The following is a 20,007-nucleotide window of genomic DNA, read 5'->3' on the forward strand; positions in this document are numbered from 1 at the left end:
GCCGATACCGCAGCCGCCATCGGACGGCTGATCTAGGGAGGATTACGAATGGCACTCATCACACTCAGGCAGCTTCTCGACCACGCCGCGGAACGCGGCTACGGCGTGCCGGCCTTCAACATCAACAACATGGAGCAGGGCCTCGCCATCATGGAGGCGGCCCGCGCGGTGGACGCGCCGGTCATCATCCAGGCGAGCCGGGGCGCGCGCAGTTACGCCAACGATATCATGCTGGCCAAGATGATCGAGGCGCTGGCCGAGATCTATCCCGAGATCCCGCTCTGCATGCATCAGGACCATGGGAACAACGAGGCGACCTGTCTCACCGCGATCCGTCACGGTTTTACCTCCGTCATGATGGACGGCTCGCTGAAGGCGGATGCCAAGACGCCTGCCGACTACGACTACAACGTGACCATCACGGAGCGCGTCTCCCGCATGGCGCATTGGGTCGGCGCCAGTGTCGAAGGAGAGCTGGGCGTGCTCGGCTCGCTGGAGACAGGCGAGGGGGAGGCAGAGGACGGGCATGGCGTGGAGGGCAAGATAGACCACGCGCTGCTGCTGACCGACCCCGATCAGGCCGTGGACTTCGTTGCCCGGACCGGGGTGGATGCGCTGGCCATCGCCTGCGGCACCAGCCACGGGGCCTACAAGTTCTCCCGCAAGCCGGATGGTGACATCCTCGCCATGAAGGTGATCGAGGAAATCCATTCCCGCCTTCCGAACACGCATCTGGTGATGCACGGCTCTTCCAGTGTGCCGCAGGAACTGCAGGACATCATCAACGAGAACGGCGGCGAAATGCCCCAGACCTTCGGTGTGCCGGTCGAGGAGATCGTGCGGGGCATCCGTCACGGGGTGAGGAAAGTCAACATCGACACCGACTGCCGCATGGCGATGACGTCGGAGTTCCGCCGCATCGCAAAGACGAACCCGCGCGAGTTCGATCCGCGCAAATTCCTGAAGCCCGCCATGGACAGCATGGCGAAGCTCTGCCGCGACCGTTTCGAAGCCTTCGGCACTGCCGGAAACGCCTCGAAGATCAAGGTCATTCCGATGGACGAGATGGCCCGGCGTTACGCCTCGGGCGCGCTCTCATCCAGCAATTCCACCGCCAAGGCTGCCTGAGGAGGGCCGTGCCATGACAGAGATGAAGGAAATCAAGGGCAAGGAACGCTACAAGGCGGGTGTGCTCAAATACGCGCAAATGGGGTACTGGGACGGTGACTACGTGCCCAAGGATACCGACCTGCTGGCCCTGTTCCGCATCACTCCGCAAGAGGGAGTGGATCCGATCGAGGCCGCCGCTGCTGTCGCCGGCGAAAGCTCAACCGCCACTTGGACCGTCGTCTGGACCGACCGGCTGACGGCCTGCGACCAGTATCGCGCCAAGGCCTACAAGGTTGAACCGGTTCCGGGCCGTCCGGGGGAGTTCTTCTGCTACGTGGCCTATGACCTTATCCTGTTCGAGGAAGGCTCCATCGCGAACCTCACCGCCTCGATCATCGGTAACGTCTTCAGCTTCAAGCCGTTGAAGGCCGCGCGGCTGGAGGACATGCGCCTGCCGATCGCCTATGTGAAGACCTACAAGGGTCCGCCGACCGGCATCGTGGTGGAGCGCGAGCGCCTGGACAAGTTCGGCCGCCCCCTGTTGGGTGCTACGACGAAGCCCAAGCTCGGCCTGTCGGGAAAGAACTACGGCCGGGTGGTCTATGAGGGCCTGAAGGGCGGGCTCGACTTCATGAAGGATGACGAGAACATCAACTCGCAGCCCTTCATGCACTGGCGCGACCGGTTCCTCTACTGCATGGAGGCAGTGAACAAGGCGCAAGCGGAGACTGGAGAGGTCAAGGGCCACTACCTCAACATCACTGCCGGCACGATGGAGGAGATGTATCGCCGGGCGGAGTTCGCCAAGCAGCTCGGCTCCGTCATCGTCATGATCGACCTGATCATCGGCTACACGGCGATCCAGTCGATCTCCGAATGGTGCCGTCAGAACGACATGATCCTGCACCTCCACCGCGCGGGCCACGGCACCTACACGCGCCAGAAGGGTCACGGCATCTCCTTCCGCGTGATCGCGAAATGGATGCGGCTGGCAGGCGTGGACCATATCCACGCAGGCACCGCGGTCGGCAAGCTGGAAGGCGATCCGCCCACCGTGCAGGGCTACTACAATGTCTGCCGTGAGATGCATAACCCGGTCGATCTGGAGCGCGGCATCTATTTCGAGCAGGACTGGGCCGACCTCAAGAAGGTGATGCCCGTGGCCTCCGGCGGTATTCACGCCGGCCAGATGCACCAGCTCATCGACCTGTTCGGCGAGGATGTGGTGCTTCAGTTCGGCGGCGGCACCATCGGTCACCCGATGGGCATCCAGGCGGGAGCGACAGCGAACCGCGTGGCGCTGGAGGCGATGATCCAGGCCAGGAACGAAGGTGTGGACATCAAGACCGAAGGCCCGGAAGTGCTCCGCAAGGCCGCCAAGTGGTGCAAACCGCTGGAAGCCGCGCTCGATACCTGGGGCAACATCAGCTTCAACTACACCTCCACCGACACGTCGGACTTCGTTCCGACCGCCGGGGTGAGCTGACGGCGCCTGACGCCCCTTACCTGGGGGCGCAGCGGAAACGGGCGGGATGTCCCGCCGCCATCGCAATACCTCAAAGGAGGCCAGGATGCGTATCACTCAAGGCTGCTTTTCTTTCCTGCCCGACCTGACGGACGAGCAGATCACTGCACAGGTGGAATATTGCCTGTCCAAGGGCTGGGCCATCGGTGTTGAATATACGGATGAGCCACACCCCCGGAACACCTTCTGGGAGATGTGGGGCAACCCGATGTTCGACCTGCGGGATGCCAAGGGCGTGATGATGGAACTGGAGGATTGCCGCAAGGCATTCCCCGACAGCTACATCCGCCTGAACGCTTTCGACAGCACACGCGGGTTCGAGACGGTCACGATGAGCTTCATCGTCAACCGTCCGAAGGTCGAGCCGAGGATCCGCATGGTGCGGACCGAGGTGGACGGCCGGTCCATCCGCTACACCCATGAGGTCGTCCGCTAAGGGTAGCCTCTGCGTTCCCCCGGCTTCTTTCCCTGGTCATCCCCTCCGGCCGGGGGAACGCCCGATCCCTGCCAAACGGAGCAATCACCATGAACGCCGACACGCCGCTGACTGTCGATCTTGCCGCCGAATACGAAAGCTCCGGTGTCCGCGAAGTGCTGGATGAGCTGGACCGTGAGCTGATCGGCCTCGCACCGGTGAAGGAGCGCATCCGGGAAACGGCGGCGCTGCTGCTGGTGGACCGTGCACGCCGCCAGATGGGGTTGAGCCAGGAAACGCCGACGCTGCACATGTCCTTCACCGGCAATCCCGGGACGGGCAAGACCACCGTGGCGATGAAGATGGCGGGGCTGCTGCATCGGCTGGGATATGTGCGCAAGGGACACCTCGTCTCCGTGACACGGGACGATCTTGTGGGCCAGTACATCGGCCATACCGCGCCCAAGACCAAGGAAGTGCTGAAGAAGGCAATGGGCGGCGTGCTGTTCATCGACGAGGCCTATTACCTCTACCGCCCGGACAACGAGCGCGACTACGGGCAGGAGGCGATCGAGATCCTGCTGCAGGTGATGGAGAACAACCGAGACGATCTCGTCGTTATCCTCGCGGGGTATGCCGACCGGATGGACAGGTTCTTCCAGTCGAACCCGGGCTTCCGCTCGCGCATCGCGCATCATATCGAATTCCCGGACTACACCGACGGAGAACTGCACCGCATCGCCGACCACATGCTTGAGGATCAGAACTACACTCTGACGGATGAGGCGTCGCAGGTTCTGACCGACTATATCTCCCTTCGGCGCCAGCAACCGCATTTTGCCAATGCCCGCTCCATTCGCAACGCGCTGGACCGCGCGCGACTCCGACAGGCCAACCGGCTGTTCACCACATCCACAGGACCGGTGGATGCAGCAACCCTGAGCCGGATCGAGGCAGAGGACATCAACGTCAGCCGCGTCTTCAGCGGCGGGCTCAAGATCGGGACGGGGACATGAGCACGTTCGACAGACGCATCCGTATCGCGCCCTCCATCCTCTCCGCCGATTTCGCAGATTTCGGGCGGGAATGCGAGGCGATAGAGGCAGAAGGTGCCGACTGGGTCCATGTCGATGTGATGGATGGGCATTTCGTGCCGAACCTGACCTTCGGACCGCAGCTTTGCACGGCGATCCGGCCCCATATCCGGGGCGTCATGGATGTCCACCTGATGATCGCTCCGGTTGATAACTATATCGACGCTTTCGCGGCGGCGGGGGCGGACATCCTGACCGCGCATCTGGAAGCGGGTCCGCATATCCATCGCACCTTGCAGGCCATCCGGGGCGCTGGAATGCGACCGGGACTCGCGCTCAATCCGGGCACTCCGGTAGAGGCGGCTGCCTCCTTGCTCGACATGGTCGAGCTGGTCTGCGTGATGACCGTCAATCCCGGCTTCGGCGGCCAGAAATTCATCGCGAGCCAGGTCGATCAGGTGCGCAGGCTCCGCGCGCTGATCGGTGACCGCCCCGTGCATATCGAGATCGACGGCGGCGTGACACCCGAGACGGCCCCGGTTGTCGCCGCGGCTGGCGCGGATGTGCTGGTCGCGGGATCGGCGGTGTTCAAAGGCGGATCGGTGGCCGATCCTGCCCCCTACGGCAACAACATCCGCGCCATACGCGCCGCTGCCGAAGCGGCGGTTCCGCGCAGAAGGGAGGAAGCTCATGCCTGAACATCGCTGGCCGCGTGCGCTCATTTTCGACGTGGATGGCACGCTGGCGGAAACGGAGGCTCTGCACCTTGCCGCGTTCAACGAAACCTTCGCCGCCCGTGGCCTGTCGTGGAACTGGTCCCGCGATCAGTATCGTGACCTGCTGACGACAACCGGTGGCAAGGAGCGCATTTCCCGCTTTCTGGAGGAGATCGGCGAGACGCCGGAAGACTGGCCCGTGGCCGCGCTTCACGCAGAAAAGACACGCAGGTTCGGCCTTCTTCTTGCTCAGGGCATACCGCTTCGTCCCGGGATCGCCGCACTTGTCGCGGAAGCGCGTGCGGCGGGTTGCCTGCTGGGTGTGGCAACCACCACGACGCCCGCGAATGTGGAGGCCCTTTGCCGTGCGGGCTTTGGCGTGGGCGCGGGGGATGTGTTCGACGCCGTGGCGGCAGGCGACATGGTGCGCGACAAGAAACCTGCGCCCGATGTCTATCGTCTCGCTCTCTCCATGCTCGGCGTTGCGGCGGGGGAGGCGGTGGCTTTCGAGGATTCGCGCAACGGCGTTCTGTCGGCGCGCGAGGCGGGCATTCCCGTAATTCTCTCGCAAGGGGTGTTCACGCAGGGAGAGGCTGCGGAAAATCCAACGTTGCAGCTGTCCTGCTTCTCTGATCTGGGTGGGTTGACCGGCCTTAGAACAAGGCTCGGCAAAAGAACCTGGGTGGCCGCATGATTGTTGTCTTCGACCTCGACGGAACGCTGATCGACAGTGCTGCTGACATCCATGCCGCCGTGAACCATGTGCTTGCGGAAAACGGCGTGCCGCCGCTGCCGCTGACGTCGGTGCGCAGCTTCATCGGTGAGGGGACGCGCGTCCTCATGCAGCGGGTGATCGCCGCGGTGGGCGCCGATCCGGCGCTGCTGGAGCCGTGGCACACGTCTTTCCTTGCGGAATACGAGCGCAATCCCGCCGTCCGCACCACCGTGTTTCCCGGAGTCAGGGAAGCGCTTGCTCAACTGCGCGACCGGGGCGCACGGCTGGGTCTTTGCACCAACAAGCCCGCGCGCGCGACGGGGCTGCTGCTCGAAGCGCTCGATCTCGCGGTATTCGATCAGGTGACGGCGGGGGATACACTGGCCGAACGCAAGCCATCCCCGCTTCCCGTTCTCCACACGATCAACGTGCTCGGTGGCGGCGAGGCGGTGTTCATCGGCGACAGCGAGATAGACGCTCGCGCGGCGGAAGCGGGCAGGATCCCGTTCGGTATCTTCACGGGAGGCTACGCGCGCGAGGATCTGGACATGTTCCCCTCCCGCTTCCACTTCTCCGACTGGGCCGATCTTCCCGCGCTCATCAATCCTGCGTTTGTCGATCCTGCAGCGTCGCCCGCCTGAGCGGCGCACGGTCTATTCGTAAGGATCGGCGACGGTTGTCTGTCCGGCGCTCAGGGCCCGCTCTCAGCGGGCCCGCGCTCTTAGGGGGGTAGGACTCTTTTCCCACTGGACCCTGCGCTCGGCTCCGGGAATGGTGCGCCGTCAAGCAGGGAGGGGCCGATGACGAGCGGATTGGTGACAGGGGGCGTGGGCGGAATCTGCGCGGCGCTGCTTCTTTTCGGCAGCCCGGCCGCAGCGCTGGACCTCGCAGTTGTCACTTCACAGAATGCGGGCAAGGTCACCATACTCGACCTGCAGAGCGGTGCCGCCCGGAGCACGCTGGACGTGCCGGGAGACCCGGTTTCCGTCGCGGTGGACGGTCGCAATGCCCGCGCCTTTGTCGTGGCGGTGAAGTCCCGCATGCTGCACGTCATCGGGCTGGACGGGCGGGAGATCATGCGCCACCCCCTGCCCGGGGCGCCCTTCGGCATCGCCTATGATCCGATCTCGCGCCACGTTTTCGTCACCGACTGGGAAGGACATGCGCATGAGGTGGAACCGGCCACCGGGACGGTCGTGCGGAGCTTTGAAACCGGCGCCAATCCCTCCGGCATCGCCGTATCTGACGACGGGCGCCTGCTCGCCGTGACTGACCGCGATTCCGACGCGCTGAGTCTGTTCGACCTCGGCTCGGGTGCGGTGGTGGAGCGGGTATCCGTAGGGCATCATCCCTTCGGTGTCACATTGCGGGAGGGGCGGGCCTATGTGGCCGACGTGCTCGACAACAGTGTGACGGTCGTCGATCTGGGGCGCCGCACGGTGGTGGGCAAGGTGGAAACGGGCGAGCGGCCGTATGCCGTCGCCTTTGCCGCCGGCCGGGGTTTTGTGACGGATCAGTATGGTGGCACGCTCACCGTCTTTGACCCGGGAACGCTGGCGGTGACCGGTCAGGTGACGGTGGGGGACTATCCCGAGGGGATTTCCGTGGCGGCCGACGGGCGCACGCTTTTCGTCGCCAACTGGCTCAGTGACAGCGTGATGCGCATCGACGGTGAGACGCTGACGGTGGAGCAGGAGATTGCCATGCCGCCCGGCCCCCGCGCCTTCGGTTCCTTCATCGCCGATACGAACTGATCTCAGAACCTCGCGGGGGAGAGCGCGGCCACGGTGGCCGCGTCGAGTTCCGATGCCGTCCCTCCCACAAGATCGGCGGCGAGGCGGCTGGCGGCGGGGCTGGTCTGAAAGCCATAACCGCCTTGTCCTGCCTGCCAGAAGAAATCGGGCACCCGCGGGTCGAATCCGATGACCAGCACCCTGTCCGGTGCAAAGGTCCGCAGTCCCGCCCAGCTTGACTCGACCCGCGTCACGGGAGTGGTCACCATTTCCTCGTAGCGCGCCAGCCCCTCGGCCAGCACCATGTCATCGGGATAGGCGTCATGCGGTTCAGCCGGGTCTTCATCGGCGGGCGAAACGATGAGCTTGCCTGCATCGGGTTTAGCATACCATGTCTCGCCCGCGCCGAAGATCATCGGCCACCCGCTGACGTCATGGCCGCCGGGCGCGGGAATGCGCGCCATGGAGCGGCGATAGGGCGTGAAGCCGAGCGGAGTGACACCCGCCAGCGCCGCCACCCTGTCCACCCAGGCCCCGGCCGCGTTGACAAGGATTCGCCCCGACCAGCCCCGCGCGCCCGACTGCACGTCCCAGCCGCCACCGGAGCGCCTGCGGATCGTGTCCACCGGAGCGCTTGTGACGATCAGCGCGCCGTTCCCCCGCGCCTCCCGCGCAAAGGCCTGCACGAGCCGGTCGGTGTCTATGTCGCGCGCCCCGTCGCCAACCGCGACATGCGCGACCGTTTCAGGGTTCAGGACAGGAACACGGGTGCGGGCTTCCTCAAGCGTGACCGGGAAAAGATGCATCTGTGCGGCATCTGCGCGAAACAAGTCTTCCTCTCCCGCACGTCCGACGATCATCACGCCCCGGGGCGTGGTCAGCTCCCGTGCCGGGTCGAAGTGGTAATCCTTGCTCGCCCGGTTCAGCGCCACTACAGCCGGAGCGCCATAACCCTCCTCATAGAGCGCTGCGGACCGGCCGGAGGCGTGATAGGCCAGATGCGGCTCCGCCTCCAGCACGATGACCCGCCCCAGATATGAAAGCCGCGCCGCAGCCGAGATGCCGGCGATCCCGCCGCCGATGATAAGGAAATCGCTGTCCATTCGTATGTCATGCCATGACGAGGCAGGCCGGGAAAGGGGTCAGGTGAGCCTGGTGCCCGTCTGCTCCAGCGCGTCCCTCGGCTTCCTTCCGCGTGATGAGGTCGCGGCCCGGAAGCCCCGCCATGCAGATGCTCTCCCTTGCAAGAAAAATCATGGTGGCCGCTGGGGATCCTGGGAATTGGCCGGAGTCGTTTCAGCAGTTTTCGCCCATCGTTCCCCGCGGAGCCAGGGCTCGCGGAGTTCTCCGCCGCCGCGGCAGGCATTCCGCGGGCGAGAGGCGCCTCCCGCCAGACGGTGAGGCATCTCGGCCAGATAGGCCCGGAACGGACCGTCCTCCGCATCGAACCCCGAACGCGCGGAGATATCGGAGTGGAGCCGGCTCAGATGCGATGATACCGCTTCCAGCAGCCGCGTTTTTGAGGGGAGAAGGTAAGCAGCCGCTTGTCACACCCGCGCGTTACGCAATGGCCCCAAGGCAATGGACATCTCGCGTACGACTTGCTTCCGCATGGCCGTTTCCCCGGCATCCAGAATTCGTTCTCTCGCAGTGTTCTGCCCGCGGTTCAGCGAAATTGCTCCACTTGACACAATTTTCTGGGCAGCACAGTCAAAACGTGGCCGTTTTCAATACCATGTGATAGGATCGCGTCCGTTGGCCCGACCCGGCATCGGGCGGGGCCCCCGTGCCGGAAAGGGCCCGTATGATCAAGAGACTTGTCATTGCCGTCATCCTGCTTGCCATCATCGTAGGCGGCCTTGTTGGGTTCAATCTGTTCCGCTCCAAGATGATCGCGGATTTCTTTGCAAACCGTCAGGTGCCGCCCGCTGCTGTTGCCGTTTATGAGGTGAAGCCGGTCACATGGTCGCCGGTTATTGAGGCGATCGGGACGGCCAACGCGTCGCAGGGCGTCCAACTGACGGTTGAGGCCGCGGGCATCGTGCGGGAGATTCTGTTCACCGCCAATGACAAGGTGTCGCATGGGAGTACGCTTCTCCGGCTGGACAGCCGTGTTCGTGCCGCAGATGTGGAGGCGGCGCGCACGCAGGTCGACCTGACCAATCAGACCCTCGCGCGAAATCAGGAGCTTCAGAGCCGCGGTGTCGCTACGAGCGCCTCGCTGGAAGAAGCCCAAGCCTCCGCTCGCGCGGCAGAGGCACAGCTTGCCTCCGCCATCGCCCTGCTGGATCAGACCAATGTCGATGCGCCCTTCTCCGGCATGATCGGGATCCCCCGTGTGGATCTGGGCCAGTATCTCGCGCCGGGCACCGAGGTCGCGACCCTTCAGGATCTGGAGACGATGCGCGTCGATTTCACGGTACCGGAGCAGCGTCTTCGGGAACTCGCCATCAATCAGCATCTCGATGTCTGGGCAGGTGGCATGACGGAAGGGTTGCCGGGGCAGGTGACGGGTATCGATCCGCGCGTCGATCCGCAGAGCAGGCTCGTTTCCGTGCGCGGATCGGTAGCCAATCCGGGCCAGCAACTGACGCCGGGGCAGTTCGTCCGTATCGCCGTCGCGTTGCCGCAGGAAACGGGTGTGATCGCGGTTCCGCTGACTTCCGTGGTCTCAAGCCTATACGGTGACTACGTGTATCTCGTGCAGCCCAAACAGGACAACGCGCAGCAGCTGGAGGTTCGCCAGTCTTTCGTGACGATCGGACGCCGCTCCGGCCCCGTCGCGGAAATCGTTTCGGGCGTGAAGGATGGGGATCGCGTGGTGACGTCGGGGCAGAACCGGCTGAGCAACGGCCAGCCCGCAGAGATCAACAATGCCATCAATCCCGCGGTTCAGGAAACCGAGGCTTATATCCGCTCCGGCAGCGTGGGTCGTAACCCGGTGGACAGCGACGCCACCGAAGCTGGTACCGAAGCGGGGCAGGCGGCTCCAGCGTCGGGAAACGGTCCGAACGGAAACGGTGGTAGCAGCACCGCCGGCACGGGTACCCCGAGCACGGGCGCACAAGGCCCGGCGGCTGATCGCGATGGAGCGGCAGGCGGTGGATCGGCAGGCGGTGGAGCAACAGGCGGCGGGACGTCAGGCCAATGAGCTTCTCTGACATCTTCATCCGCCGCCCCGTCCTGTCCACAGTTCTTGGGGCGCTCATCATTCTGTTGGGTATTCAGGGGCTGTTTTCGCTTCAGGTGCGAGAGTATCCGGAGGTCGATGAGACGGTGATCACCGTTACGACCACGTATCCCGGCGCCTCCGCCGATCTGATGCAGGGCTTTATCACCGCGCCCATTGCCCGGTCCGTCGCCACGACGGAGAATATCGACTACGTGAGTTCGAGGTCGTTGCCATCCACCTCCATCGTGACGGTGAACATGCGGCTCGGCTCGGACCCCGACGCGGCGTTGACGGAAGTCATGTCGAAGGTGCAGGAGGTGCGTAGCCAACTGCCCGCGGAGGCCGAGGATCCCACGATCGTCAAGGGCACCGGGATGCAGTTCGCGACGATGTATTTCGCGCTCCAGAATCCCAACATGACCTCTGAACAGGTCACCGAGTATATCGAACGTGTGATACGGCCGCGCATGTCCACCATCCCCGGTGTGGCGGAAGTGGATGTGTTGGGCGCGTCCGAATACTCCATGCGAATCTGGATCGACCCGGTCCTCATGGCTGGACATCAGCTCACCGCTGCCGATGTCTATCAAGCGATTACCACGTCGAACTTCCTCGCTGCGCCGGGCAGGACGCGGAATGACCTCGTCGCCTATCCCATCACCATGCAGTCCACGCTGCAGACGCCCGAAACCTTCGGTGCTCTGCCGGTGAAGGCGGAGGGCGATGACGTGGTGCGGCTTCGCGACATCGCGCGGGTGGAGCTTGCCGCCGCCTCCACCGATACCATCGTGAACTTCAACGGCGAGCCGGGGACGTTCATCGGCGTGTTCCCGACGCCGTCCGCCAACCCGCTGACCGTGTCTTCCGCCGTGCTGAAGGAACTGCCCGCGATCCACAACACCCTGCCCAGCGGCATGACCATGACGCTCATGTATGATGCGACGGAGCAGATCTCCGCCTCCATCGAGGAGGTGTTCAAGACCATTCTGGAGGCGGTGGCCATCGTGGTGGTGGTCATCCTGCTGTTCCTGGGCTCCTTCCGCTCGGTGCTGATGCCGATCGTGACCATTCCGCTGTCGCTGATCGGGGTGCTGTTCATCCTCTACGTGCTGGGCTTCTCCATCAACCTGCTGTCACTTCTGGCCATGGTGCTCGCCATCGGACTGGTGGTGGATGACGCGATCGTGGTGGTGGAGAACATCCATCGCCATATCGAGGAAGGGTTGAGCCCGATGCAGGCTTCCTTCAAAGGAATGCAGGAAATCATCGGGCCCATCGTCGCCATGACGATCACGCTGGCCGCAGTGTTCGCACCGCTGGCTTTCACCGGAGGGTTGACCGGCGCGCTGTTCCGGGAATTCGCCCTGACGCTTGCAGGCGCAGTGATGATCTCTGGATTGATCGCCCTCACCATCACGCCGATGATGTCGGCGCGGCTGCTGAAGAAGGGGGAGGCAAGCCGCTTCCAGAAATTCGTCGATACCACCTTCGAGAAGCTGGCCGACCGCTATGAGCGGCTTGTGCGGGGGTCGCTGAGATACCGGCCGATCACGCTGCTGATGGTGATCGTTCTGGTGGCGCTGATGGGCTTCCTATTCACACGCACCTCTTCCGAACTGGCGCCGGAGGAGGATCAGGGCGCGCTCTTTTCGATCATCAACGGCCCGTCCAACGCGACGGTCGATTACACGGCGGCCTACGTCAACCAGATGCGGGATCTGACAAAGGACCTGCCGGAGCTGAAGGCCAACTTCTCCATTGTCGGTTTCGGAGGTGGTACCAATTCCGCCATCGCGCTCTGGGCGTTCAAGGACTGGGCCGACAGGGACCGCGGTCAGGCGGAGATCCAGCAGGATCTTCAGGCGCGCATCGCTCCTGTCACCGGGGTGGAGGCCTTCGTCTTTGCGCCGCCGACGCTGCCGGGGACGGGGGGCGGGCTGCCGATCTCCATGGTGCTGCAATCGACGGGCCCATCCTCAAACGTCTATGAACTGGCGGAGGAAGTGCGGCTGAAGGCGCAGGCGTCAGGCCAGTTCATCGTGGTGCAGAACTCGCTTGCCTACACGCAGACGCAGGTGACCATCACCATTGACCGGGATCGCGCGGCGGCGATGAACGTGCCCGCCCAGACCATCGGTCAGACGCTGACGCTGCTGGTCGGCGGCAACAAGATCAGCCAGTTCGACCGCGATTCCAACAGTTACGACGTCATCATGCAGGTCCCGGATATCTACCGCGACAACCCGGAACGGTTGGGCGATTTCTTCATTCGCGCGACGACGGGGGACATGGTGCCCCTGTCCGCGCTGGTGGACATCAAGACCAACGTCTCGCCGACCGCCATCGAACAGTTCAACCAGCTGAACTCGGCCACGATCTCTGCCCTGCCTCTCCCCGGGGTTTCCACCGGAGACGGGTTGCAGACCATCGTCGGGCTCGCGCAGGATCTGCTGCCCGAAGGGTTCTTCATCGACTATTCCGGCCAGTCGCGGCTCGAGGTGACGGAGGGAAATACCATTCTCATCGCCTTCGGGGCGGCTGTCATCGTGATCTACCTTGTGCTGGCCGCGCAGTTCGAAAGCTTCCGTGATCCGTTCATCATCATGATGTCCGTGCCGTTGTCGATCTTTGGCGCCATCGTGCCGCTGAACCTCGGGGCTTCCACGCTGAACATCTATACGCAGGTGGGGCTGATTACGCTTGTCGGGCTTATTACCAAGCACGGCATCCTGCTGGTGGAGTTCGCCAACCAGCAGCGGCGTGAGCATAACCTGAGCCGGGAGGAGGGGATCATCCTATCTGCCCGTGTGCGTCTCCGCCCGATTCTCATGACGACGGCGGCTATGGCATTGGGTGTGGTGCCACTCATCACGGCAGCTGGGGCGGGTGCGGCTGCGCGCTACTCCATGGGGCTGGTGATCTTTACCGGGCTGATGGTTGGTTCTGCCTTCACCCTCTTCGTGGTGCCGATGTTCTACAGCTATATCGCCGAGAAGGAGCTGCCGCCCGAGCCGGAGAAACCCGATCCTGAGGCGATGGCAGCCACACCCGAGGCCCGTTGATTCGCTCGGGAAAGGGGGCCGCATGGCGAACGATCTCAGGCCTTGAGCTGGCGGTCACGGATTGGTGGGGGTCCCGGCGCTTCCACCGCGAACTCCTGGGTTTCTCGGTCGTCCGCAAGCGGCCGGAGGAGGAGTTCAGCTATCCGCGCCTCGGGGCCGCCGATCATCATGATAGATGAGATCGGCAAGGGCCGGACCTTCGACGCGGGGCAGTGGCCATGGCAGGCGCCGCTCGGCAGAGGCATATACCTGCAGATTGGTGTGGCCCGGATCGCTCCGTTGCTGGGCGCTTTGGAGGAAGACGGTCTCTCCCTATACCTGCCGGTGGAAGAGCGATGGTATCGGATGGGCGCGGGGAGGTCGGCAACCGGCAGTTCATCATTGCCGAGCCTGACGGATATCTCTTGCTCGTCCACGAGCGCCTTGGCCGTCGTCCGGCCTGACCGCTGTTGCAAACGGCCTGACCTGCGCTGCGACTTTGATGGCATTGACCGACAGGCATGCGGAGCGACAGGGTCAAATCGACAGTGACGCGATGGTGGAGGAGGCCGAGCCTTACCGCTGCGCTGCCACCCGCACCGAACCCCCATTCAGAACGCCGCGCAAGGGTAGAGCAGAGCCGCCGGACACCGGGAGGAAGGCGGACCCCCTGAATGCGCACCACGCGTGAGACGTCAGTCTTCCCCGGGGCCCTCCCGGCAGGCGATGATCGACGGAGGGCCGCCGACCATCGCCATTGCCCGATCAGCTCGGGATTTTGGCCTGAATGCCCTCGACGTAGAAGTTCAGCCCGTGGAGCATGCCGTCATCCGGCACTTCGCCCTCCTTAAGCCAGACCGAGCCGTCCTGCTTGTTCAGCGGGCCGGTGAAGGGGTGATACTCGCCCTTCGCGATCTTGTCCTTCAGTGCGAGCGCCTCGGCCTTCACCTCGGCCGGAACGGCATCGGTGATCTCGCCGATCCCGACCGCTCCGCTGCCGATGCCTTCCCAGTTCTGGGCCGTCTCCCACTTTCCGTCGAGCAGAAGCTGAACACGCTCGATATAATAGGGGGCCCAGTTGTCGATGATGGACGAAATCCGCGGCTTTGGCGCATAGGCAGACATGTCGGAAGCCTGACCGAAGGAGAAGATGCCTGCCTCCTGCGCCTTGGCCTGCGGCGCGGTGGAATCGGTATGCTGGAGCAGCACATCGACCCCCTCGGCGATCAGCGCGGCGGCGGCGTCTGCCTCCTTCGCGGGGTCGAACCAGGTGTAGGCCCAGACCACCTTGATCTCCACGTCCGGGTTCACCTTCTTCGCGTGGATGAAGGAGGCATTGATGCCCTGGATCACTTCGGGGATCGGGAAGGAGCCGATGTAGCCGATCTTGTTGGATTTTGTCATCCGCCCGGCAAGCGTGCCCATGATCGCCCGGCCCTCGTAGAAGCGGGCATCATAGGTGGCAAGGTTGGGTCCGGTCTTGTAGCCCGTCGCATGCTCGAACTTCACCTTCGGGAACTTGGCGGCAACATTCACCGTGGCGTCCATGAAGCCGAAGGAGGTGGTGAAGATGAGCTGATTGCCGGCAAGCGCGAGCTGCGTGATCGCGCGTTCCGCATCGGCGCCTTCCGGCACATTCTCGATGACGCTGGTGACAACGCGGCCCCCGAAATGCGCCTCCATCTCCTTGCGGGCCTGATCGTGCTGATAGGTCCAGCCGCCATCACCAGGAACGCCGACGTAGATGAAGCCGACTTTCACCGGAGCCTGCGCCAGCGCCATGCGACCCATGCCCCCCGCCGCCAGGGCAAGAACGGCACCGCCGGCCAGAAGTTCGCGTCTGTTCATTCAAGTTTCTCCCGTTGAATGGAATTGGCCTCAGGACGAGGCATGGAATACCCGGCCGAGCGATCCGGGCGCGCCCCGCGCCCTCCGCCCGCCCGATATGAGGACGAGGACGATGATGGTGATGACGTAGGGTGCCATCGAAAGATATTGTACCGGAATGTTCACCCCCCGCGCCTGAAGGTTCAACTGCAATACGGTGACGCCGCCAAAGAGATAGGCGCCGAGAACCGCGCGCCATGGCCGCCAGGAGGCAAAGACGACGATGGCAAGGGCGATCCATCCTGCGCCGGCTGTCATCCCCTCTGTCCACTGCGGCACCCGCACCAGGCTGAGGTAGCCTCCACCCAGCCCGGCACAGGCTCCGCCGAACAGGATGGCGAGGAACCGGATACGGAGCACGCGATAGCCCAGCGCATGGGCAGCGTCGTGATTTTCCCCCACGGCGCGAAGCACCAACCCGCCGCGCGTCCGCGTCAGCCACCACCAGACCGCAAGGGTAAGAAGCAGCGAGCCATAGACCCAGATGTCGTGACGGAAGAGCATCGGCCCCAGCACCGGCAGATCCGAAAGGGGGCCGAGGTCGAGCTTAGGCGTGCTCACCGGGCGCATGCTGCTGTAGCTCTGCCCGATGAGTGCGGAAAGCCCCAGCCCGAAGAGCGTAAGCGCAAGACCCGTCGCAACCTGATTGGACAGCAGGAACAGCACCAGCACAGCGAAAAGCGCAGCGAGCATCGCCCCGCCCAGAGCTGCCCCGAGCATACCCAGCACAGGGTTTGTCGTATGGATCGTGGTGGCGAAGCCGCAGACCGCGCCACAGATCATCATCCCTTCTACTCCGAGGTTCAGAACGCCCGCGCGCTCGACCACCAGTTCACCGATCGCGGCAAAGAGGATGGGGGTCGAGGCGACCATCAGCATGGCGACCAGCGTCGGAATGTCGAAACCGGCAATGACCATCACGCGGTCTCCTTCGCGATGCGGATGCGATAATTTGGAAGCACGTCCAGCGCGAGCAGGAAGAACAGCAGCATCCCCTGAAATGCCTGTATGGCCGAGGCCGGAAGGCCCAACGTGGATTGCGCGATCTCTCCGCCGATATAGGTCAGCGCGAGCAGGAACCCGGCGAGCACGATACCCACCGGGTGCAGGCGGCCCAGAAATGCCACGATGATCGCCGTGAAGCCATAACCGGTGGCGAAGTCGGGCGATAAGGTGCCGGAAGGGCCGGATACCTCGAACATGCCGGCCAACCCTGCCAGCGCCCCCGAGATACCGAGACAAAGCACCACAAGCCTGTCAGGGCTTACCCCGGCGAAGCGCGCGGCCCGTGGCGCCAGACCCGCCACGCGGATACGGAAGCCCAGGATATGCTTGGACAGGATCACCCATGTCGCGATCACCGCCAGAGCTGCCGCGATGACACCCCAGTGGATGCCGGTCCCGTCCCACAGTTCTGAGTTGGCAGCGGGCGGATACTGCTGGAGGTTGCGGCTGCCCGGAAAGCCGTAGCCCTGCGGGTTCTTCAGCGGGCCGAAAGCCACCCAGGACAGGATGTGGCCCGCCACATAGACCAGCATGAGCGAGACAAGGATTTCCGAAGTGCCGAAACGGGTCTTCAGCACCGCCGGTATCATTGCCCAGAGGAACCCTCCCAATGCTGCAGCAACGACCATCAGCGGGAAGATGTACCACCCCTCCGCCGGGTAGAATGCCAGAGCGACAGCGGCCCCGCAGATCGCGCCGATAATATATTGCCCCTCGGCCCCGATGTTCCAGATGCCAGCCCTGAAGCCCAGCGAGAGGCCGGTTGCGATGAGAATGAGCGGCGCCGCCTTTACAAAAAGCTGGGGGCGGTAGTACCAGGCGTTCTCTGAAAAAAGCGGATCCCAGAAGATCGTGCGGATCGCCATAAAGGGATCCTTGCCCAGCAGCGCAAACAGCAGCCCTCCGAATATTATCGTCAGCACCACGGCGAGGAGGGGCGTCGCAAGTGCCCATAGACGCGAAGGCGTCCCGCGCTTCTCAAGCCGGATCATGCAAGACCTCGCTCGCGTCGGGATCGGCGGGGCGCATGCCATGTGCGCCACCCATCATCAGCCCGATTTCTTCGATCGTCAGGCCCTGCGTCGGCCGCGGCTCCGAAAGGCGTCCCTCGTTCAGCGCCGCGAAGCGGTCGGCGATTTCCATGAGTTCATCCAGATCCTGACTGATTACCACGAGTGCCGCGCCCCCGGCCGCCAGGTCGATCAGTGACTGACGGATGGCCGCTGCTGCCGCCGCATCCACGCCCCATGTGGGTTGGTTGACGATGAGGGCGCGGGGCGATTGAAGCACCTCCCGCCCGATGACGAACTTCTGCAGGTTGCCGCCTGACAGGGCGCGGGCTGCTGTTTCCGTTCCCGGTGTCCGCACATCGAAATCACCGATGATCCTGGCTGCAAAACTGCGGGTGCGACTCCAGTCGATAAAACCGTTGCGCAGCAGGTTCTCCCGTGTGCTGCCGGTGAGCAGGGCGTTTTCGGTCAGGCTCATCTCGGGCACGGCGGCATGGCCCAGCCGCTCCTCCGGGGCGGACAACAGGCCGCGCGCCCGCCGCTCTTCCGGCCCCATCGCGCCGATCGGCATGCTCTCGAGCAGCACGGATTGCCCCGCCGATCGCGCCTCACCCGAAAGTGCCGCCAGCAACTCGTCCTGACCGTTTCCCGCCACACCGCCGATGCCGAGGATTTCCCCTTCGCGCACCGTGAATGTCACGCCGCGGAGGGTGGTGCCGAAGGCCGCCTGTGAGGACAGCGTAAGGTCCCGTACCTCCAGCACCGGCTTCCCGGGAGAGAGCGCGGGGCGGCTCGGGGTGTGTAGAGTGGTGCCCACCATCATCTCTGCCAGTTCGCGCGCGCTCCGCTCCGCCGGGGCGCATTCGCCCACCACCTTGCCCAGTCGCAGGATGGTGGCAGAGTCGCAGAGCGAGCGGATCTCCTCCAGCTTATGGGAAATGTAGAGAATCGACGTGCCTTCTCCCGACAGCTGGCGCAAGGTGCGGAACAGGATCTCCACCTCCTGCGGGGTCAGGACGGAGGTCGGCTCGTCCATGATGAGCAGCTTGGGATCCTGGAGGAGGCAGCGGATGATCTCGACCCTCTGGCGTTCTCCGGCGGAGAGATCGCCGACCAGACGCGCCGGGTCGAGCGGCAGACCGTAGGTTTCGCTGACCTCCCGGATCCGGGATGAAAGCGTGCGCATCGGCGGGGGGTTCTCCATCCCCAACGCCACGTTCTCCGCCACAGTCAGCGCCTCGAACAGAGAGAAATGCTGGAAGACCATGGCAACGCCACGGCTCCGCGCCTCCCGAGGTTCGGCGGGCGTATAGGGCTGACCGGCAAGGGTCATCCGCCCGCTGTCTGGCCGCACGAGGCCGTAGATCATCTTGACCAGCGTCGATTTGCCTGCGCCGTTCTCCCCCAGCAAGGCGTGAACTTCACCCGCATCCACCGCAAAGGAGACATTGCTGTTCGCCACCACGCCGGGATAGGCCTTGGTCACGCCTTCCACCCGAAGCAATGGCTTGGCTCCGCCAGCCGCGGCTTTGCTGTGTTCCCCGTTCATGCCCCAGTCACCAGGCGCTTTCCTTTTTTCGTGGATTGGCTTGCTTGTGCAGGCTTTAGTAGCTGTGCGGCAACGCCGACGGCAATGGCTTGTGGATGTTTGCCAAGCGTTGGATCGCCTATCGGGCAGGCAATGGCGTCAATTTGCGCAGCCGCGTGCCCCAGCTTGGCCAGGCGAGACCGGAAACGCGCCCATTTCGTCTCGGACCCAATAAGGCCGCAGCGCGAAAACCCGTGCAGAAGCAAGGCATGGCAGAGTGCGAAGTCAATCTCGTGGGAAAAGGTGAGGATCAGGTGTTCTGCATCTTTTGGCGCGTGTCTGACCAGCCGTGCCGGCTCCGCGGCGATGAGCCCGCGTACCCCGTTGGGCAGGCTCTCGGGCATTCGGCTCTCGCAGGTGTCGATGAGCGTGATGTCGAAGTCTGGCAGCGGGGCCAGAACCGCAGCAATGGCCCTTCCGACATGACCGGCACCCCAGATCCATGTGGCGCGGGGTTCTGCCGCAAGCGGTTCGATCAACCAGCCCTGGCTGAATGTTGGGCGCGGCAGCGTTCCCGCCCTGCGCGCATGGGCAAGGCTCCGGCGGAGCGCCAGCGGCATCTCAGCCTCTCCCTCCACCCGGCGCGCAAAGCCCGGCAGCGAGTGGGGCAACTCGGCAAGGCGTGCCGCCGTCCAGACTTCCGTGACGAGGGTCACCGCCCCGCCGCAGCATTGTCCCAGCGCCGGGCCGAGCGGCAGGCGCTGCACCGCGCTCTCCGTTCCTCTGGCGATCTGTTCCCGGGCGGCGGCGATCGCCCGCCACTCCAGAGCGCCCCCGCCGATGGTGCCGCAGATGCCGTCGGTCCAGACCAGCATTGCCGTGCCCGCTTCCCGCGGGGCGGAGCCTTGCACCTCCGCGACGACGATCCGCGCGACGGGGCCGTGGGTTTCAGCGAACGTGGCAAGAAGGCTGCGATCGAAGCTCATTCCCGGCGCCTCCGTTGCTGTGTTGCAGAGGGCGACCCGGGGTCTTGCGCCGTCTTGCTCTCAACCGTCACCGAGGGGGCGGTTCTTTTCAGCGCTCCGGGTCGGGGGTCGCGGGGGGCGTCCCCCGCGC

General features: G+C 64.2%; 16 protein-coding genes. 10 read left to right on the forward strand and 6 right to left on the reverse strand.

From position 1 onward, the window contains the following. The first annotated feature begins 48 nt into the window (after positions 1–48). From fba to CG51_RS15505, 8 genes are all read left to right on the forward strand, one after another. Positions 49–1,128 carry a class II fructose-bisphosphate aldolase gene (gene fba, locus CG51_RS15470; RefSeq protein ID WP_035746493.1) on the forward strand — a complete coding sequence of 360 codons (1,080 nt, stop codon included), beginning with the start codon at positions 49–51 and terminating at the stop codon, positions 1,126–1,128. Between the two features lie 13 nt (positions 1,129–1,141). After that, positions 1,142–2,596 carry a form I ribulose bisphosphate carboxylase large subunit gene (locus CG51_RS15475; protein ID WP_035746494.1) on the forward strand — a complete coding sequence of 485 codons (1,455 nt, stop codon included), beginning with the start codon at positions 1,142–1,144 and terminating at the stop codon, positions 2,594–2,596. A gap of 85 nt (positions 2,597–2,681) precedes the next feature. Beyond that, a complete protein-coding gene (locus CG51_RS15480) occupies positions 2,682–3,071 on the forward strand; it encodes a ribulose bisphosphate carboxylase small subunit (protein WP_035746499.1) in 390 nt (129 codons plus the stop codon). 89 nt (positions 3,072–3,160) lie between these two features. Then, positions 3,161–4,066, forward strand: coding sequence for a CbbX protein (gene cbbX / locus CG51_RS15485; RefSeq protein WP_088233507.1), 906 nt, complete (start codon positions 3,161–3,163; stop codon positions 4,064–4,066). Continuing rightward, the gene (rpe, locus tag CG51_RS15490) at positions 4,063–4,782 is read left to right on the forward strand and encodes a ribulose-phosphate 3-epimerase (protein WP_035746502.1); all 720 of its coding nucleotides are present in this window, start codon (positions 4,063–4,065) and stop codon (positions 4,780–4,782) included. Before cbbX ends, rpe begins: the two co-directional genes overlap by 4 nt. Continuing rightward, on the forward strand, positions 4,775–5,494 hold the full coding sequence (locus tag CG51_RS15495; protein ID WP_035746503.1) for an HAD-IA family hydrolase: 720 nt from the start codon (positions 4,775–4,777) through the stop codon (positions 5,492–5,494). The genes rpe and CG51_RS15495 overlap by 8 nt, the downstream gene beginning before the upstream one ends. Further along, positions 5,491–6,156 (forward strand): phosphoglycolate phosphatase, encoded by a 666-nt coding sequence (gene gph / locus CG51_RS15500; RefSeq protein ID WP_035746504.1) that lies wholly within the window; start codon positions 5,491–5,493, stop codon positions 6,154–6,156. The genes CG51_RS15495 and gph overlap by 4 nt, the downstream gene beginning before the upstream one ends. A gap of 159 nt (positions 6,157–6,315) precedes the next feature. Continuing rightward, on the forward strand, positions 6,316–7,269 hold the full coding sequence (locus tag CG51_RS15505; RefSeq protein ID WP_051930703.1) for a YncE family protein: 954 nt from the start codon (positions 6,316–6,318) through the stop codon (positions 7,267–7,269). 2 nt (positions 7,270–7,271) lie between these two features. On the opposite strand, the gene CG51_RS15510 is transcribed toward CG51_RS15505, so the two are convergent. Next, positions 7,272–8,351, reverse strand: a complete 1,080-nt coding sequence (locus tag CG51_RS15510) for an NAD(P)/FAD-dependent oxidoreductase (RefSeq protein ID WP_051930705.1) — start codon at positions 8,349–8,351, stop codon at positions 7,272–7,274. Between the two features lie 701 nt (positions 8,352–9,052). Here CG51_RS15510 and CG51_RS15515 point away from each other — a divergent pair. Together CG51_RS15515 and CG51_RS15520 are read left to right on the forward strand one after the other, a co-directional pair. Then, positions 9,053–10,399 carry an efflux RND transporter periplasmic adaptor subunit gene (locus tag CG51_RS15515; protein WP_088233505.1) on the forward strand — a complete coding sequence of 449 codons (1,347 nt, stop codon included), beginning with the start codon at positions 9,053–9,055 and terminating at the stop codon, positions 10,397–10,399. Next, positions 10,396–13,482 (forward strand): efflux RND transporter permease subunit, encoded by a 3,087-nt coding sequence (locus CG51_RS15520; RefSeq protein ID WP_035746506.1) that lies wholly within the window; start codon positions 10,396–10,398, stop codon positions 13,480–13,482. Before CG51_RS15515 ends, CG51_RS15520 begins: the two co-directional genes overlap by 4 nt. Before the next feature lie 744 nt (positions 13,483–14,226). On the opposite strand, the gene CG51_RS15530 is transcribed toward CG51_RS15520, so the two are convergent. The 5 genes from CG51_RS15530 to xdhC are packed head-to-tail and all read right to left on the reverse strand — an operon-like array spanning position 14,227 to position 19,877. After that, on the reverse strand, positions 14,227–15,309 hold the full coding sequence (locus CG51_RS15530; RefSeq protein ID WP_035746508.1) for a BMP family ABC transporter substrate-binding protein: 1,083 nt from the start codon (positions 15,307–15,309) through the stop codon (positions 14,227–14,229). A gap of 30 nt (positions 15,310–15,339) precedes the next feature. Then, positions 15,340–16,266: an ABC transporter permease gene (locus CG51_RS15535; RefSeq protein WP_035746509.1), complete on the reverse strand. Its 927-nt coding sequence runs from the start codon at positions 16,264–16,266 to the stop codon at positions 15,340–15,342. Beyond that, on the reverse strand, positions 16,266–17,345 hold the full coding sequence (locus tag CG51_RS15540; RefSeq protein ID WP_035746510.1) for an ABC transporter permease: 1,080 nt from the start codon (positions 17,343–17,345) through the stop codon (positions 16,266–16,268). Before CG51_RS15540 ends, CG51_RS15535 begins: the two co-directional genes overlap by 1 nt. Next, positions 17,332–18,912, reverse strand: a complete 1,581-nt coding sequence (locus CG51_RS15545) for an ABC transporter ATP-binding protein (RefSeq protein ID WP_051930707.1) — start codon at positions 18,910–18,912, stop codon at positions 17,332–17,334. Before CG51_RS15545 ends, CG51_RS15540 begins: the two co-directional genes overlap by 14 nt. Next, positions 18,909–19,877, reverse strand: coding sequence for a xanthine dehydrogenase accessory protein XdhC (gene xdhC, locus CG51_RS15550; RefSeq protein WP_035746511.1), 969 nt, complete (start codon positions 19,875–19,877; stop codon positions 18,909–18,911). The genes CG51_RS15545 and xdhC overlap by 4 nt, the downstream gene beginning before the upstream one ends. Between the last annotated feature and the right edge of the window lie 130 nt (positions 19,878–20,007).

Origin of the sequence: Haematobacter missouriensis (assembly GCF_000740775.1) — a bacterium.
Classification (GTDB): Bacteria; Pseudomonadota; Alphaproteobacteria; order Rhodobacterales; family Rhodobacteraceae; genus Haematobacter; species Haematobacter missouriensis.

Bases quoted from the DNA above. Each gene is read 5' to 3' on its own strand.
- fba (WP_035746493.1), top strand. From the start codon at position 49: ATGGCACTCATCACACTCAGGCAGCTTCTCGACCACGCCGCGGAACGC.
- CG51_RS15475 (WP_035746494.1), top strand. From the start codon at position 1,142: ATGACAGAGATGAAGGAAATCAAGGGCAAGGAACGCTACAAGGCGGGT.
- CG51_RS15480 (WP_035746499.1), top strand. From the start codon at position 2,682: ATGCGTATCACTCAAGGCTGCTTTTCTTTCCTGCCCGACCTGACGGAC.
- cbbX (WP_088233507.1), top strand. From the start codon at position 3,161: ATGAACGCCGACACGCCGCTGACTGTCGATCTTGCCGCCGAATACGAA.
- rpe (WP_035746502.1), top strand. From the start codon at position 4,063: ATGAGCACGTTCGACAGACGCATCCGTATCGCGCCCTCCATCCTCTCC.
- CG51_RS15495 (WP_035746503.1), top strand. From the start codon at position 4,775: ATGCCTGAACATCGCTGGCCGCGTGCGCTCATTTTCGACGTGGATGGC.
- gph (WP_035746504.1), top strand. From the start codon at position 5,491: ATGATTGTTGTCTTCGACCTCGACGGAACGCTGATCGACAGTGCTGCT.
- CG51_RS15505 (WP_051930703.1), top strand. From the start codon at position 6,316: ATGACGAGCGGATTGGTGACAGGGGGCGTGGGCGGAATCTGCGCGGCG.
- CG51_RS15510 (WP_051930705.1), bottom strand. From the start codon at position 8,351: ATGGACAGCGATTTCCTTATCATCGGCGGCGGGATCGCCGGCATCTCG.
- CG51_RS15515 (WP_088233505.1), top strand. From the start codon at position 9,053: ATGATCAAGAGACTTGTCATTGCCGTCATCCTGCTTGCCATCATCGTA.
- CG51_RS15520 (WP_035746506.1), top strand. From the start codon at position 10,396: ATGAGCTTCTCTGACATCTTCATCCGCCGCCCCGTCCTGTCCACAGTT.
- CG51_RS15530 (WP_035746508.1), bottom strand. From the start codon at position 15,309: ATGAACAGACGCGAACTTCTGGCCGGCGGTGCCGTTCTTGCCCTGGCG.
- CG51_RS15535 (WP_035746509.1), bottom strand. From the start codon at position 16,266: ATGGTCATTGCCGGTTTCGACATTCCGACGCTGGTCGCCATGCTGATG.
- CG51_RS15540 (WP_035746510.1), bottom strand. From the start codon at position 17,345: ATGATCCGGCTTGAGAAGCGCGGGACGCCTTCGCGTCTATGGGCACTT.
- CG51_RS15545 (WP_051930707.1), bottom strand. From the start codon at position 18,912: ATGAACGGGGAACACAGCAAAGCCGCGGCTGGCGGAGCCAAGCCATTG.
- xdhC (WP_035746511.1), bottom strand. From the start codon at position 19,877: ATGAGCTTCGATCGCAGCCTTCTTGCCACGTTCGCTGAAACCCACGGC.